We start from the raw sequence: 15715 nt of genomic DNA, 5'->3' as shown, positions 1-15715 counted from the left end.
GAACAAAAAGTCTAAACCTGTACAATCTGAAACAGGTTCAAGATCAGGCATGCCTACTATTTGATGTGTTAGGCTAAGGAATTTGCAAATTATCTTATACCTCAATTAGATAGACGAAAGACGCCTGAGCTAAGTGTATCAGTTTTTTTAATTAATCGCTACAATGCGTAGCATATTTTAAAATGATAGTTTATTCAAATAACAAAATAAATAGGGCTGCACATTTACGCAATAAGTCCGACAAGTTTCTTAAAGCAGAAGTAATACCCATCTGGAAAGAAAATGTTTTTCTTTCAAAAGATGATCCATCTGCGCCAGCAATAAGGCTAAATCGAAACATTAGTGATGACTTTCCAATGTATTTTCTTGGTGTAGAAGGTAATGTTGAAATATGGTGTCAGGATTTATCATTTCTTTCGATTTATCACGCATGTGAATATGTGAAGGCATCAACAACTTTACCATTATTAGATAGTGAGCCAGTTTGGATAAGGAAGGCCTACAAAGTACTTGGTAATTATGATTCGGGACTAGTTGCATTAGGTATTGGTGTGAGTAATTGGAACCGTAATAATAGAAATTGTGGCACTTGTGGTGGGCTAACAAAAATGGCAGATAAAGGATATTTACGGATTTGTAAAAATTGTGAAAAGAAAATTTATCCGCAGTTTGAGTCAATAGTTGTTTTTCTTCTGGAGCATATAGATAAAAATGGCATAAAGTCATGCCTGCTTCAACAAACTCCAGTAAAGAATGGACTATTGGTATCATGCCTATCTGGATTTGTTGAAATTGGTGAAACTCTCGAGGATGCTGTGAAAAGAGAAGCCAGGGAGGAAACGGGATTAGAAATTAAGGATGTTCGCTATATTGAATCGCAACCATGGCCTTTTCCATCTGGTTTGATGACTGGATTTTCGGCATTGGCGACAGATAAAAATTTTACACTTGACAGAAGCGAGGTGCCAGATGCCGCTTGGTATACTCAAAGTGAATTAACCCAAGGTATTAGCAACGGCCGAATAAAAGTATCGCGGGGGGATAGTATTGCCAGAAGAATGATATATAAGTGGCTCGAAAAATAATCATTGATAATCGGTTATCAATGTTTTCTTAAGGATAGAATTATAACAATGAAAAGGATAAAAGCTTCATGGAATACGCTTGTTATTGCATTTGGAACAATACTAGTTGTATGCATCATTGCTTTCGATAAACCAAAAACAAAAGAAATAGTGGAAAACAAGTGGAGAGACAAGTTAGTGGAAATGAATTTAGTACTACCCGAAGTATCTGTACCGGGAGGCAGCTATTCATCCGTCAATATTAGAGGTAAAATAGCCTATATAGCTATTCAGTTTCCGATACTCAATGGTGATTTTAAATTTCAAGGAAAGCTAGGTAAAGATTTAACTACTAAGCAAGGTTACGAGGCTATGAAATTATGTGCCCTCAATGTCCTTTCTCAAATTGAGGATAAAATTGGAATCGATAACATTAATGGATTAAATCATATAGAAGCCTATTATGTTGCCACAGATGATTGGGATGATGCACCAATCGTAGTTAATGGAGCTTCCGACCTGTTTAGTACTGTGCTGGGAGAGAAAGGTAAACATTCCCGAACAATATTGGGTGTACATAACTTACCAAGAAACTTTTCAGTTGGGTTGACTACATCTTTTACACTTGATTAATTATTTATTAGATTTTAATGAGAAGTAGTTTTTCGAATAATTTGGGTTTCATTGCTGCGGCAGCTGGTAGTGCAGTAGGGCTAGGGAACATCTGGAAATTTCCATTTGAGGTTGGTGAGAGCGGTGGAGCGGCTTTTTTACTCATATATCTTGTTTTTTGCTTTATCCTATGTTTCCCCATGCTTGTGATAGAAATAGCGATGGGGAGAAAATCGCAACAAAGTGCTGTAGGTACTTTTAGGGTGCTGGGGTCAAAAAAATCATCATTAATTGGGTTACTTGCCATTATTGCCTGTGTTTTAATTCTCTCATTTTATAACGTTGTTGCAGGTTGGGCATTAGGGTATTTCATAGAAATGGTTCAAGGAAACTTTTCAATTGGCAGTACTTTTCCTGATTATATAAAAAGTATAGAAACAGTGGGTTCTTTTTCTTTAGTATTCATGCTCATAACGGCTTTTATTGTTAACAGAGGTGTATCTAAAGGAATAGAAACATTTTCAAAATGGCTCATGCCCATTTTGATATTAATCATAGTTTCATTGGCGATATACGCCATTACATTGCCAGGTTCAGCTCAAGGTATCGATTTTTACTTAATTCCCGATTTTTCTAAAATTAACTTACATACTATATATAATGCGTTAGGTCATGCATTTTTCTCCCTTTCATTGGGTATGGGAATATTGATAACATATGGAAGTTATTTAAATAAAAAGGAAAACTTATTAGGTATTGCTGCTGCAATTACTCTAACGGATGTGGGCGTGGCATTTCTTTCCGGGTTGATGCTATTCCCACTTGTATTTTCTCAAGGTCTTGAGACAAGTGGAGGTGCCGGCCTAGTTTTTATGACACTTCCCGGTGTATTTGAGCAATTAGGACAAGCAGGCATTTTTGTTGGATCACTATTTTTTCTTTTATTGTCATTTGCTGCGTTGACTTCAACAGTATCCTTATTTGAAGTTCCTGTATCTTTTCTAATTGATGAATTTAAAATGAAAAGGAGATATGTAGTTTGGCTATGTGCTTTTGTAATACTATTAATTGGTATACCGTCAATGCTCGCCAATGGTTATTCGGATTCTTTCACTCAGTTTATTTTTTATCCTAAAAGCACTGAAGCTGTTGATTTCATGACATTTATATCTGATCTTTCAAGTAACACACTACTACCTTTGGGAGGGATATTTACATGTCTATTTGCAGCACACATATGGAGAAAAGAAAAGCTTTCTTCTGAATTATTGAGCAAGGATAAAATGCTGTATGAGCGGATAATTATAAGATATATTTCCATTGCAATAAAGGTTATTTGCCCTGTGATCTTAGGCTGTATACTGATACTTGGAATATTGGACAAATATTTTGGCATGATGATTTTATGACATGCAGATGAAAATTGAATATACCAATGCAATACAGTTGATGAGGAATTAGTGAGTATTTAATATAATTAAGATTGACAAAATAGTAAGGCGAGCCGTGGAAACCGAAACTAAATGAGTATGGAGTGGAGGCGTCAGGCGAACTTAAAAACGTGCTGTGGGTTAACTTCCAGCAATTGGCAGATATAAATCAACTAAAAATAAAAATGGGAACAGCCGCAGTGAAAAACGCAGCACTGGCCAAGTACCGCAGATGCACCTCAACAAAAGGCAAAAAGGGCTATTCTTAGTGTTCATAAATTTTTCTTAGAACTGTATTTTGTTACGTTTTTCATCGAATTCATAAAATAATCAGGTGGGTCAATTATTTCTAGTCTCTCAAAATCTTTATTAGGCATGAATTCTTTAAGTATTAGAAGACACTTTTCAAGTTCGTTTACTCTGTTTCCAATTGACCCACCTTTTAATAATTTGAATCCAAAATCTGCATATAGTTTTACCGCTCTAAAATTCCTCGGTTGTGTATGTAGATAAATCGGATTATCATCCGAGCTAAATACTTTCATTATTTTAGTAAACTTGAGTACTGAAGATATGGAACTATAAAAAAGCGTATAGTTCACAAACTTTTATTTGTCCTTTAAAAGTGTTTTGAAAATTTTCTCCATAGCCTCCTTCGATTGAGTAAAATCATCAATTTTACCATAATTCCCGTTAGTAGCCCATGTGATGGTTACATTATAGTTTGGAAAATATACCATACTGGCGAAATAGCCGATTGCATCTCCACTATGCATATAAGCTGGCCCAAAATCAGTATCTATTCTGAAAATACCTAGTCCATAATATGTATCAAAGGTTTCTGAATCCTGCTTTTTTGGAGCTTTCCATGTAATCATTTCGTTTAAGGATGATTCCTGAATAATATACCCATTAAAAAGTTGATGTAAGAAAACATTTAAGTCATTTGAGTTGGAAATCAAGCCTCCGTCTGCCGTAAAATAATCCCAACCACTATACTCAGTTGAGTTAATTACATTTAAATTGCTATACAAATCAATATAGCCCTGAATAATGCCATCCGGAATAGGATCTGTTGCCGCAAAACGTGTATTCGATAAATTAAGAGGTTTGAATATTCTTTCTGCGAAAACCTCATAAAATGGTTTTTGCTCAATCGCCTCAATAATTTTACCTAAAAGAATGTAGTTGGTATTAGAGTATTGAACATCGCTTCCAGGTGAAAATTCTGCCGCTTCATTGCGAGCATAATCCAACAATTCTTTTGGCTGCCAGGTTTTAGTTAAGTCATTTAAAGATGCCGTTTGAAATCTGGGGTTAGCAATGTAATTGTAGATGCCGCTTGAATGCTGCAAAAGCTGCCTTATTGAAGCCTGTTTAGCATTCGCCAACCCCTGCAAAATGTTATTGTCAAGGTATTGTGATACAAGATCATCAAGATGTAGTTTCCCTTCTTCTTGCAGCAATAAAATGGCTATAGCAGTAAACGTTTTTACGGTGCTCCCTACTCTGGTAATATTGCAAGGCGACAAATCAATGTTATTGGCTAAATCTGCCTTTCCCGAAGAACCCGACCACCTAATAGTGTCATCATAGTTAACTGACATCATAACTCCTGGTACTCCTGAAGCTACCATTTCATCTATTAGGTCTTGTAACTCTTGATAATCAAACCCAGCGGTTATGTTATCAATACCGCTGTCGCAGAAATAATGCGAAGGTTCAAAGACAGGATCATCTTCACATGCACCAAACAAAACAAGAATTAATATTGAAAGAAATAAGTACTTCATTTTTTATTGTTTTTATTAAATGGATAAAATTTTGAGCCAACATGAAAATTGGTATGGGCCATTAAAGGAATAAATCCAGGTGAATAGGGATACTCCAGCCAGGTTTGGTGTAGAATAAAAATTTCTGCCGATCGACTTTCATTCTTCTTTAGATTATATCCTACACCTACTGAAAAAGAAGGCATAATCCGTGCATTTCCTCGATCTCTTTTGCTTACATATCTGCCATTTTCAAATTGAAATTCCTGCTGAGTGGTAAATGTGTGGAGATAACCAATACCAAGTGCTGTTTTTATATTTAGCCCGAAACTAAACTTATAATCAAGCCCAAGTTCCCCATTTATATAAACACCTTGAAATAGCTTATTATGAAACATATAGCCAATATTCACTGAAGGGAATAGTTTGATATGTTTTGATTCTTTCCAGTGAAAATCAGTTCCTAATTGAACACCAGGATGAATTGGTGTGGTAATAACTTTGTCAAAAGGAACGCTTGTGGCTTCACTGAATAATGAAACCTTCACCGGCATTTGCCCATAAGCGTTGGAGGCCATTATCCAGTTCATCAATAATAATAGCGGGTAATAATAGTTTCTCATGATAATTTTTTTGACTCAAATTTAAAACGGTCAAAAAGGCGTTTATCCTGAAAATTTTGGTAGAATGCACCGAAGCGGACAATTATTTGGCTGAAATGGACAGCATTAGCTTTCAAGCCATGTGATGAACTGTGGTGCTTTTGTTTTAGAAACAAAAACAGGTGTGGGTACAGGAGGGTTAAGTGAGATTTTTAACTTTCTGGTATCTGTTTTTTTATAGGATACAATACTTTCTTTTCTGGCAACTAATTGTCGGTTAATTTGAAAAAAATTATGTGGAGACATTGCCTCGCTTACCTGCTCCAGGGTAGAATTATAAAGGTACTGCTTACCATTATGTGTTATTAAATAGGTCATTTTATCCAAAACAATAAAATAGGCTATTTCATTGAGTGATATATTTAATGACTTCGACCCATAGTGCACTAAAAAATTGCTTTTCCCATTTCGATCGTTAGCATGTTTTTCTAACTTGTTTTTTAACTCACGAGTAGTTTCGATACTATGTAGCCTATAGTAAAGTATTGAATAGATCAAATTCAATAGTACACAAAATATGGCGACAAGCGGTAGCTCTAAATAAAAAATGGAGCTACTTTCTATAAGCACATTTGGCAGAGATTTTAAATACAAAAACTCAAGGCCAATGATTACTACGACTGGTGCCAATAAACCCAGTGTAGCTTGAGTTATAATTCTGAGCCTCATTTCTTCACCCCAGTTGTACCAGCCATCTAGCTTGTAAAATAACCATTTGAAATAAAAGCCAAGACTATATGTACAGGCAAATGCAAATAACAGGTCAGTGTAATAACTTGGAATTTGAATTAGATCATAGAAGGAATTATCGTTTCCAATATGGACAACTAATATGGCAATTAAAGGATGGACAAAGTAAAAAATCCAGCCATCATTTATTCGCCTTAATGGAAGGCTTCTTTTTGTTTCATCGGTACTTTCTAATGGCTCAGATTTCATTTTTGAAATAAATAGTCTGACCTATACTGTTTTTTTTAAAGAAAAGACTTCGGAGTTGGTAAAATTACAACATTTACAGATTTTCATTCCAGAGCATTATCTTTTCCTTTAAATGGCCTAATGAGTTAAATAGTAGACACAAGTTCCTCCCCTTCTGCTCTAAAGCCCATTTACAAATCGTATATCGTTTTTTTAACCTGTAGTCTTTTGGTGTTTCAAGAATTCCAGTTAACAATAAAGAGATGTGACCCTTTAAGGCTATTGAATTAAATTTAATTGTATCCCGCTTTTAATAAGCATGTTCAAAAAAAAAGTCAGCCAAACGGCTGACCTCAATTGAATAAAAAACTAGTTAACCTGCTTATTTGAGAAAAGGCATAATTGCCGCTAGCGTTAGTTCCGGTTGCTCCACTTCAAATGCCGATCGGGCATCTTTTATTCGAATCACTTCTATCTCAGGATTAAGTTTAGAAATACGTTCTTGCACTTCTGGTCTAATTCTAAATTCTTCATTGCCCCAGAGCATGATGGTGGGAACAGTAACATTTTCTAACAATGGTGCGATGTCATAACGCAACTTTCCACTTAGAAAAGGTAAGGCTGAATAAGAAGCATTTGGCCGTCTTGCATTGTACAAGTTATTCTCAATAATTTCTAATGGAACGGCCTCTCCATCTTTAAAGCCTTCTTGTCTCCACCAATCTTCAATGGCCGGCCTTTGATGAAAAATTTGGGCATAAATCTCATTTCGTTGTGGTGATTCAGAAATTTTCAAAAAACTCTGAGTGCCCTGTTCTCCGATGGCATCTACTCCAAAATCAAATCCACCAGATGGTGTGTTAAGCACCAATTTGATCACTTCAATACCCCCTTTTTCAATGGCAGAAAGCACAAAACCACAGCTAAGTGATTGAGTTAATACTCTAACTGGTTCACCTACCCACTCACCAAGAGCGGTGATTTGTGTTACATAATCTTCAAATAGGATATCTCTTGTCAGTCGATCAGATTCTCCCCAACCAACAAAGTCGGGTGCAATTACGCGATAATGTTCAGCCAATTGTGGAGCTATTTCAAACCAGATATAGGATGACGCACCTGCACCTATTCCATGTAATAAAAGCAATGGTTCTCCTTTTCCAGCTTCAAAAACAGCAATTTCCCCAGTTGGTGTTTTTAATTTGCTTTTGGTAAATCCCAATCGCGTTAAATTAATTTCCTCTACTTCCTTAGTTGCTAAACTCTTATAAGGCCAAATGATTGCCAACATGATTATGCTCAAGCTAACTGCAAATAATGATAGTTTTTCCATGATGATGTGTTAGTTAAAATTTGATTTAAATGTTTTCGTATCAACCAAACGTGTATAATACGTAAAAGTTTTAAATAAACAATTAAAAATACGTAATCGTATTAAAATAGATATTTAGAATGCTATGAGAAAAGGAAAGAAGATGGATTAAATACCGTGATAATAAACTAATTGTATGCGCTTGTAAGATGATTTACAGCGATTGTGAATGAGTAAAAGTGAATGATTGAGAAATTCGTAACGTCTGATTATTGACTACTGAACTACTTATTGGATAATAATTCTGTTAACTCAACATCTCCGCTTTCTTCATAAATACTTTTATGATGTTTCTCGAGTTTTCGTAACAGGTAATTAAGTGTTGCAAGTTCTGTACTACTTAAGCCACCTTTAATAATTTCTGACACCATTTGCATTTTAGGTAACATACCAAGCGTTAAAAGCTTGCCTTCTTCGGTTAGTTTTACACGTATGCTTCTTTTATCGTTAGCATCTTCAAACTCTTCAATGAATCCTTTCTTTAAAAGCCGTTTAATAACTTCGGTCCCTGAAGTTTTGGTAAGCACCATTTTATTAATGAGTTCAGTTTTAGTATGGCTATTAGTGCCAAGTAATGAGATTAAAAAAGGAAATTCATCGGCTGTGGAGAGGGGTGTGTCTTTTAAAGCCTTTTTTACATATTCTTTCGCATACCTATTTAGCAATACCAGCAAAATTCCCAGATCATCTGTTTCAGTATTATAGGATTTAGAATTTGGTTTACTTGTTTTCAGATTGGATTTTCCTTGTTCTCCTAACTCTACATTTAAAAAACCTACAAATTCCGTTAAGCTTAAGTTTTTTGCATTTTTCTTCTCAGAATAGGTAAAGAATAGTTCAATTAATTTTTTCAGAATTTCCTCCACGTTTACTAGGCTAGTTTAGATTGTCTTTGTGGGTAAATGCCCATTGTAAGTAGAACTTTTAACCACGTCATAAAATTATCATAAAAAATACGAAAACGTATTAATTTGTAGTCAAACCAATGAAATGGAAAAGCAAAAATTATTCTTGCTCTCAGAGCAAAAGAATTCTCTGAATTGTCAGTTGTATTCGTAGAGAAATTATTTAGTTAATTGACTCCAAATATTGATTTACACCCCCTCTGCAATCTCCACCATCTGCTTATAGTCTTCCGCTAACTCAGGAGCCAGGTCTTTGATGTTTATTTCACTCAATAGTATTTTTAGTTTCTGAATTCCTGCGATCCTGTCTTCAATCTCATCATCTTCTATGCAGTTGATTAAGTCTAAACAACAATCGTATTTAATGGCGCTACTTTCCGGTGCTAATTCAATGCCTGCCATTAAAGATTGCAGACTGGCTTGTTGTCCATGTGTATCACGCAGATAGGCCGAAAGGTCAAGAACCAAGCTTTCGAGGGAAGGAGATTTGAATGTGGGCAGTTGCTCTGTGATTATTTTTTTAGCCTGCGCCTTGGCAAAACTTGTATCTGTTGCGGGAGGTTTATCAAAATATCCAACCAGAAGTCCCTTTACCAGATGAAATGGGTTGAGAGCGGTCGGCTCCTTTTTTTCGAACTTCTCCTTTTCTTCACCATCAACAAAATACGGCAGACTAAAATCTTCCTTGGCCCGTAGGTGAATTCCGGTATAAGAATTTTTATTAAAGTGTTTCCAGATTATGTTGTAGCTGTTCTGCATTCAATGTTAGATTTATTTACAAGTTAATATACCTACTCACAAAGTTATAGGTTCTTCAACAAGTTGTTCATTCCACATATCCTTACAAATACAATTGGTAGTTTTATAGTATGAAGTCACTATTACTAATTTTTATTGGTTCAATCTATTGTAACTCATTGTTGGCACAGGTTCAACCTTCAGGAGGCCAGTGGCAAGGAGTATTAGAATATGAGGCCGAAAGCATTCCGTTTGAATTCAAAATCGAACATAAAAAGAAAGGCATGCTTATCACTATCATCAATGGCAAAGAGCAAATTGAAATTAAAGATGCCGTTATTGATCGAGATACACTAGTAATGCCACTAAAGCCGTTCGATGCCGAAATAAGGGCGAAGTTTGATGAGCATTCGATGGAAGGATACTGGAAGAAGGGCTATAAAACGAAAGCCATACCTTTTAATGCCTCTTATGGTAAGCCAAGGTTTGAGGGTGGAACTAAAAAGAAAAAATTGTCTTATAAATGGGAATTGAAGTTTGAAAGGGCTCTGAATGATACCTATCCAGCAGTGGGGTTATTCCAGTTTGAAAATGGTAAGGCTTCCGGCTCTGTAATTTCCGATGTTGGAGATTTTAGATTCTTTGAAGGTATTATTAGAAATGATTCATTGCTAATGACTTCTTTCGATGGAGCCCACGGATTTAAATTGAAAGCCAAGTTGGATGATAATCAACTGATTGGAGAGTTTCATTTTGATAATGGATATATTGAGAAAGTGAGTGGGCAGCCCAAAGAGGATGCAGAAATTGTAAAACCTTTTAAGAAGCTTGAAGATAGACACCGGCCACACTTCGATATTTTAACCGCAGGAAACCCAAATGAGTCAATTGATGAATCAAACTACTTCGATAAAGTACTGGTGTTGCAATTTTTTGGTACCTGGTGTCCTAATAGTATGGATCAGTCGACTTTTTTAAGAGATTGGTATCAGACTAAACCTCAAAATGTTGAGGTACTAGCTGTTACCTACGAGCCTAATTTTTCTACCGAGTATGGACTTCAAAGAATTGAGTCTTATAAAAGGGATATGCACATTCCTTATGATATTAAATTGGGTGGAGAATTAAGCAAAGGACAAGCTGCTCTGGCTTTACCATACCTTGAAAAGATCAATGCTTTTCCCACCTTGGTAATTATTGATAAATACGGTTTTATACGCTATCAATTCGATTATTTCAATGGCCCTGCCACTGATCAGTACTATGAAGAATTCAAAAAAGATTTTCTCCTTGCAGTCAATACTCTAGCACAGGAAAAATAAAAGGCCAATCGATTGACTGGCCTTTTCTCTATATGATATAGGTTTTGGTTTAAACTGCGCTTCGAAGCTTTTTAACTTCTTGAGATTCGTTTTTTAGCTCAATCTTCAAATTTTTCTCGCCCATTTTGCACTGGCCATCAAACTTGGCGCCAGACTCTACAGTCAATTTATTGGCAACAATATCACCTTCAATTTTACTTGTTGGCTTTAATATTAAATGATCAGTAACCTCCAGCTTCCCTTTAATTTCGCCCTCAATTTCAGCTATCTGTGCCAATAACTTCCCTTCTATAACTGCCGAAGGGCCAACGGCTACTTTAGATTTTGAAATCACATCGCCTACTACTTTTCCTTCTATTCTAATGTTACCGTAAGTCTCAATATTTCCTGTAAATGTGGTGCCTTTTCCAATAATATTATTGGAGTTCATTGCTTCTGCCGTTGCCTGTTTTTCGTTGCTATTAAACATTAATATTCTGGTTGTTTTTAAGAAGCCGCTAAAGTAAAAAGGTTATCCTGTATTAGCAATTTATAATGGGTTGGCTATCAATATTTTAAGATCAAATGCCTAAATACCAGTTAAATGAAAGTTGATTTCTACACAATTTATAGTCTCAGGTATCAGAGGATGTTTAAATGCTTCAATTTATATTTGGTAGATGGCCGATAAGAATCATTCATTTTTTGAAGATGTGTACGAGGTAGTAAAACTGATACCACAAGGTAGAGTAACTTCGTATGGAGCCATAGCCAATTATCTTGGCAGTAAAGGTAGCGCAAGAATGGTAGGTTGGGCGATGAATGCAGCACATAGTTTATCCGATGTGCCAGCTCACAGAGTAGTGAACAGAATAGGACTTCTATCAGGTAGGCATCATTTCAAAACTCCGACACAAATGCAAGATTTATTGGAGGTCGAGGGTATTAGGGTTGAAAATGATCAAATAGTAGACTTTCAAAAATATTTCTGGGATCCATCGCAAGAATTGCTTTAAAACTTACATTCCCAAATAAAGATTCCCTTTCCAATTGAGGGACAAAACTTGATAAAATAGGCTCATATAATATAATTTGGCTGCATAAAACAATTGGCATAGGTGTTGTAAATAGTAATAAAAATTAAAATTTATTACATATGAAAACCTTATCACTTCTAATAATAGCTACAGTAATTAGTGTCGTATCTTATGCTAATAAACCGCAGCACTCAATCAAAATAATCGATACGGAGTACAAAAACATTCTAAAATTCAAAGTAGACAAAGAGCTGATTGGAGCAACCATAATACTATCTTATTCTAATGGAGACATTGTGACAAAAGAGGTGTTGGAAAGAAAAAGACTCGTTATTGATTTTTGTGATGTGAAGTCGGGTGAGTATACGGTAGAGATCAAAAAAGGCAACTATAAAAAAGACATTTCTATTTCCAAGAATGCCGAAGACGGTGTTCAATACGGGAAATAATTTCCCATTATGGGATAAATATTTTATCAGATATTCGTTTAAAGCTATTTTAAGAGGGTAAGTGTCTTTTGGCACAGCCATTGTAATACTTCTTGTACATGATTTTTGGTTGATTTAAGTTGCTGTATGTTTTAGTTGGTTTTAATGTGTACAGCACGATCAAAAGGTCGCTCAAACGTGAGCGGCCTTTTTCGTTATAAGGAGTAAACCAATAAATGTGAGCATTCCGTTCACCAGCAAAATTTCGAATCCAAACCGGTAGCCCCAAAACAGCTCCATAGAGTAAATATTCAACAGGTAACTTACAATTGGTGATGCTATGCAAATTATTGGCACGAGGAAATCACGAACCTTTAAATTGGTAAACAGGCCAAATGCATAAATTCCAAGCAAAGGCCCATAGGTATATCCCGCAGCTCGGAACACCGAGCTTATGACCGCTTCATTATTAAGGTTTTTAAAAATGATGATGACGATAAATAGCAATACAGAGAAACCTAAATGAACCAACAGCCTTGTTTTCTTTTGTTTATCCTGAATATTTAAACTTTGCTCATCCTTAAAATTTAGGAAGTCCACGCAAAATGAAGTGGTAAGAGAAGTCAAAGCTGAATCGGCACTAGAGTATGCAGCAGCTATAATTCCTAATAAAAATACGATACCAATAAAGGTGCTAAAATGTTGCGTGGCTAACATTGGAAAGAGGTCATCTGTCTTAGCAGGAATCTCAATTCCATTGGCATTTGAATAGATGTAGAGTAATGCGCCCAGGCACAAAAAAAGAAGGTTGGCGAACACCAAAATCACTGAAAACCAGAACATATTTTTTTGAGCTTCACCAATATTTTTACAGGTTAGGTTCTTTTGCATCATATCCTGATCCAATCCAGTCATAACAATGGCGATAAAAGCTCCTGATAGAAATTGCTTTACAAAGTGGCTGCCTAATTGCCAATCCCAAAAGAAAGTTTTAGAGTATTGGCTCTCTTGTACGGCAGTAACCATCTCACCAAAAGTGAAATTCAAATCATTGGAAATACTAATGATAACCGCTCCTACAGCACTCAACATAAATAGTGTTTGCAGTGAATCTGTCCAAACAATTGTGTTGATGCCACCTCTGAAAGTATAAAGCCAAATAAGCATAATGGTAATGGCCACTGTAATTTCAAAAGACACATTCCAGGCATCGAAAAGAGTTAACTGTAAAACACCAGCCACTAAAAATAATCGAAAAGAAGCTCCGATTACTCTACTCAAAAGAAAGTAAGCTGCCCCGGTTTTGTATGACCAAAATCCAAAACGCTGATCAAGGTATTGGTAGATAGAAATAAGGTTCAATCGATAATATAATGGCATTAATATCAGGCCTATTACAGCATAGCCTGCCAAATAGCCAAACACCATCTGCATGTACGAAAATTGCGTTGTACCTACCCATCCAGGTACTGAAATAAAAGTAACACCCGAAAGTGATGCTCCAATCATACCGAAAGCCACCAGATACCAAGGCGATTGTCGGTTAGCAGTAAAAAAGGTGCTTGAATCTGCTTTACTTGAAGTAAGAAATGAAATGAGTATTAAAATCAGGAAATAACCAAAGACAACAGATAATACTAGTTGCGGGCTCATAATTGAGATTTTCGTTTAAAATGCATATTTTTTCTACCTTTGACAAACTAAATGAAACTCCATGGATTTCGGACATAATTACGAAGAAGAAGTAGAGGTTTTAGAGGAAGTAGAAATTGTCGACAACAAAAGCCTTGTTGTTTATAACGATGATGTTAACACTTTCGACCATGTGATCAACACATTGGTTAAGGTATGCCAGCATACGGTGGAGCAGGCAGAGCAATGCGCATGGATCATCCATTACAAAGGAAAGTGTATTGTAAAAACAGGATCATTCAAAGAATTAAAACCAAAACAAGAAGCTATTTGTGAGAAAGGCATTGATGCCAGAGTTCACTAAACTATACTTCTCATTACAACCTCACATTGAATCCTTTTCTAAGCAAGCATTTTTATCTGCTAAGATTTCAATTTTTAGGCTTTAGATATCATGGTTGGCAAAAGCAACCTGGTCTGAAAACAGTTCAGGGCATGATAGAAAGAACTACTCGATTTGTTCTTGGTGAAGATGTGAAATTTAAAACCTTGGGTGCTAGTAGAACAGATGCCATGGTTTCGGCAAGGGACTTTCCAATGGAGCTTTTTACTTATCAAGAGCTATCAACCAACTTTTTAGAGGAGCTAAATAAAAACCTACCGGCAGATATTCATGCACTTAGTATTGATCAGGTCAACAGCAAATTCAATGTGATAAAAGATGTAAGTTCAAAAGAGTATCACTATCAATTCACCTTTAATACAACCAAAAATCCGTTTGACGCTCACTTAGTTACATATGTTCATCAGACATTAGATATAGACTTGATGAAATCTGCTGCTGAATTATTTTTAGGAGAGCATAACTTTGCTGGATTTTGTTACCCGTATGAACAAGTAGATAAAATAAGGACGATACATTCATGTAAAATTGATTTTGATGAAGAACGAGGGCTTTACATATTCAAAGTCATTTCTAAGGGATTTATGCGTTATCAGGTTCGATTAATGATAGGAGTTCTTTTTGATATTGGAAGAGAAAAATTAGAAACTAGCGTACTATCAGAAGCACTAAAACCAGGCTCATCAATTAAGTTCGACAATAGAGCACCGGCTTCGGGCCTCATTCTCCACAGAGTCAACTATTAATAATTCACATTTTATTGGTCTTCTTGGCTATCTTTGCCGCCATGGAATACCCATCTAAGTTAATAGAGAGAGCAGTTGAAGAAATATCCAGACTACCGGGAATTGGTAAAAAGACAGCATTGCGTTTAGCCCTACATTTATTAAAGGAGCCAGTAAGTGCATCAGAGGCATTGGGTCAATCCATTGTGGAATTAAGGAAGCAGATTAAGTATTGCAAAAAATGCATGAACATAGCTGATTCAGATGTTTGTGGCATTTGTGCCAGCCATAGGAGGGAAGAATCTACTATTTGTGTGGTTGAAGATACGAGGGATGTGTTAGCTATTGAAAATACATCGCAATACAACGGACTTTATCATGTGTTAGGTGGAGTGATTTCTCCTATCGAAGGTGTGGGGCCGGATGAATTGAACATAGAACAATTGATTGAGCGTATCAAATCTTCGAATGGTACGGTTGCTGAGATAATATTTGCACTAAGCCCAACAATGGAAGGTGATACCACAGCCTTTTACCTCACGAAGCAACTGAAAGACTTCAACATAAAAATCAGCACCATTGCTCGTGGCATTCCAATTGGTGGCGAGTTGGAATATGCCGATGAGATAACCCTTGGTCGTTCAATAGCCAGCAGAACGGCCTATAATCAGGAGTAGAAATCAATTATTGTGATACTTTCCTTAGCAACTAAATGC

The 15715-nt window shown here is 36.0% G+C and carries 19 protein-coding genes; 10 read left to right on the top strand and 9 right to left on the bottom strand.

Features of this window, described 5'->3' with window-relative positions; all coding sequences use genetic code 11:
• Window positions 1-182: 182 nt before the first annotated feature.
• The 4 genes from nudC (at window position 183) to JR347_RS01785 (ending at window position 3375) form a co-directional block, all read left to right on the top strand.
• Window positions 183-1085, top strand: coding sequence for an NAD(+) diphosphatase (gene nudC, locus JR347_RS01800; protein WP_205722355.1), 903 nt, complete (start codon window positions 183-185; stop codon window positions 1083-1085).
• Between the two features lie 48 nt (window positions 1086-1133).
• Window positions 1134-1697: a RidA family protein gene (locus JR347_RS01795; RefSeq protein ID WP_235689730.1), complete on the top strand. Its 564-nt coding sequence runs from the start codon at window positions 1134-1136 to the stop codon at window positions 1695-1697.
• Between the two features lie 17 nt (window positions 1698-1714).
• On the top strand, window positions 1715-3085 hold the full coding sequence (locus tag JR347_RS01790) for a sodium-dependent transporter (RefSeq protein WP_235689729.1): 1371 nt from the start codon (window positions 1715-1717) through the stop codon (window positions 3083-3085).
• Window positions 3086-3210: 125 nt separating this feature from the next.
• Window positions 3211-3375 (top strand): hypothetical protein, encoded by a 165-nt coding sequence (locus tag JR347_RS01785; RefSeq protein ID WP_205722354.1) that lies wholly within the window; start codon window positions 3211-3213, stop codon window positions 3373-3375.
• Window positions 3376-3378: 3 nt separating this feature from the next.
• Here the strand turns inward: JR347_RS01785 and JR347_RS01780 are convergent, their stop codons facing one another.
• The 7 genes from JR347_RS01780 to JR347_RS01750 all read right to left on the bottom strand — a co-directional run bounded on the left by JR347_RS01780 (window position 3379) and on the right by JR347_RS01750 (window position 9494).
• Complete coding sequence (locus tag JR347_RS01780; protein ID WP_205722353.1) at window positions 3379-3651, bottom strand: hypothetical protein; 273 nt, start codon at window positions 3649-3651, stop codon at window positions 3379-3381.
• A gap of 63 nt (window positions 3652-3714) precedes the next feature.
• On the bottom strand, window positions 3715-4899 hold the full coding sequence (locus tag JR347_RS01775) for a serine hydrolase domain-containing protein (protein WP_205722352.1): 1185 nt from the start codon (window positions 4897-4899) through the stop codon (window positions 3715-3717).
• Window positions 4896-5501 carry a hypothetical protein gene (locus JR347_RS01770; protein WP_205722351.1) on the bottom strand — a complete coding sequence of 202 codons (606 nt, stop codon included), beginning with the start codon at window positions 5499-5501 and terminating at the stop codon, window positions 4896-4898. The genes JR347_RS01775 and JR347_RS01770 overlap by 4 nt, the downstream gene beginning before the upstream one ends.
• 105 nt (window positions 5502-5606) lie before the next feature.
• Window positions 5607-6479, bottom strand: coding sequence for a LytR/AlgR family response regulator transcription factor (locus JR347_RS01765; protein WP_205722350.1), 873 nt, complete (start codon window positions 6477-6479; stop codon window positions 5607-5609).
• Window positions 6480-6840: 361 nt separating this feature from the next.
• Window positions 6841-7791, bottom strand: a complete 951-nt coding sequence (locus JR347_RS01760; protein ID WP_205722349.1) for an alpha/beta fold hydrolase — start codon at window positions 7789-7791, stop codon at window positions 6841-6843.
• Window positions 7792-8054: 263 nt separating this feature from the next.
• On the bottom strand, window positions 8055-8696 hold the full coding sequence (locus JR347_RS01755) for a MarR family winged helix-turn-helix transcriptional regulator (RefSeq protein ID WP_205722348.1): 642 nt from the start codon (window positions 8694-8696) through the stop codon (window positions 8055-8057).
• Between the two features lie 228 nt (window positions 8697-8924).
• The gene (locus JR347_RS01750; RefSeq protein WP_205722347.1) at window positions 8925-9494 is read right to left on the bottom strand and encodes a hypothetical protein; all 570 of its coding nucleotides are present in this window, start codon (window positions 9492-9494) and stop codon (window positions 8925-8927) included.
• 110 nt (window positions 9495-9604) lie between these two features.
• On the opposite strand from JR347_RS01750, the gene JR347_RS01745 reads away from it, so the two are divergent.
• Complete coding sequence (locus tag JR347_RS01745; protein ID WP_205722346.1) at window positions 9605-10795, top strand: TlpA disulfide reductase family protein; 1191 nt, start codon at window positions 9605-9607, stop codon at window positions 10793-10795.
• 49 nt (window positions 10796-10844) lie between these two features.
• Here JR347_RS01745 and JR347_RS01740 read toward each other — a convergent pair whose 3' ends face one another.
• Window positions 10845-11264, bottom strand: a complete 420-nt coding sequence (locus JR347_RS01740) for a bactofilin family protein (protein WP_205722345.1) — start codon at window positions 11262-11264, stop codon at window positions 10845-10847.
• A gap of 190 nt (window positions 11265-11454) precedes the next feature.
• On the opposite strand from JR347_RS01740, the gene JR347_RS01735 reads away from it, so the two are divergent.
• Together JR347_RS01735 and JR347_RS01730 are read left to right on the top strand one after the other, a co-directional pair.
• Entirely contained in the window at window positions 11455-11790 is a 336-nt protein-coding gene (locus JR347_RS01735) for an MGMT family protein (RefSeq protein WP_205722344.1), read from the top strand.
• Window positions 11791-11930: 140 nt separating this feature from the next.
• Entirely contained in the window at window positions 11931-12260 is a 330-nt protein-coding gene (locus tag JR347_RS01730) for a hypothetical protein (RefSeq protein WP_205722343.1), read from the top strand.
• Window positions 12261-12431: 171 nt separating this feature from the next.
• Here JR347_RS01730 and JR347_RS01725 read toward each other — a convergent pair whose 3' ends face one another.
• Window positions 12432-13892 carry a sodium:solute symporter gene (locus JR347_RS01725; protein WP_205722342.1) on the bottom strand — a complete coding sequence of 487 codons (1461 nt, stop codon included), beginning with the start codon at window positions 13890-13892 and terminating at the stop codon, window positions 12432-12434.
• A gap of 61 nt (window positions 13893-13953) precedes the next feature.
• Between JR347_RS01725 and JR347_RS01720 the strand changes: the two genes are divergently transcribed.
• Genes JR347_RS01720 through recR form a run of 3 tightly spaced genes read left to right on the top strand, consistent with a single transcriptional unit; the run spans window position 13954 to window position 15676 of the window.
• A complete protein-coding gene (locus tag JR347_RS01720) occupies window positions 13954-14235 on the top strand; it encodes an ATP-dependent Clp protease adaptor ClpS (protein WP_205722341.1) in 282 nt (93 codons plus the stop codon).
• Between the two features lie 26 nt (window positions 14236-14261).
• Window positions 14262-15020 (top strand): tRNA pseudouridine(38-40) synthase TruA, encoded by a 759-nt coding sequence (gene truA, locus JR347_RS01715; protein ID WP_205722340.1) that lies wholly within the window; start codon window positions 14262-14264, stop codon window positions 15018-15020.
• Window positions 15021-15061: 41 nt separating this feature from the next.
• A complete protein-coding gene (gene recR / locus JR347_RS01710) occupies window positions 15062-15676 on the top strand; it encodes a recombination mediator RecR (protein WP_205722339.1) in 615 nt (204 codons plus the stop codon).
• Window positions 15677-15715 lie beyond the last annotated feature (39 nt).

The sequence above is a fragment of the Fulvivirga lutea genome, from assembly GCF_017068455.1.
In the GTDB taxonomy this organism is placed as follows: Bacteria; Bacteroidota; Bacteroidia; order Cytophagales; family Cyclobacteriaceae; genus Fulvivirga; species Fulvivirga lutea.
The sequence above is the reverse complement of the archived record's forward strand: the minus strand, read 5'-3'. Positions and strand labels throughout refer to the sequence as shown.